The 238-nt window shown below is 57.1% G+C and carries 1 protein-coding gene; it reads left to right on the forward strand.

From position 1 onward, the window contains the following. A partial coding sequence (locus AC3XQU_RS24800) for a hypothetical protein (protein ID WP_489876750.1) occupies positions 1-238 on the forward strand: 238 nt, incomplete at both ends.

A 238-nucleotide genomic window follows, 5' to 3' on the forward strand; every position in this document is an offset into this window, starting at 1 on the left:
GAGCAGTATCAGCCATGGATCGTCGGGGCAGGTAGTGGGGGACTTCTGGGAGTGATCGGGCGGACGCTTGTTTCGGGCAAGGTCGAGCAGCTCGCAACTATCGTTCCTCGCATGAAGTCGGCCTATCTGCGAGCGCAAGCTGACGTACACGATGCTAGGAACGGTAAGACACGCAAAGAGATCGAGGGTATACAGCTCAATATTGAACTCGAACGTGTTCGCGCGGAAGCCGCCGAAG

The sequence above is a fragment of the Telluria sp. AZSoR62 genome, assembly GCF_058111565.1.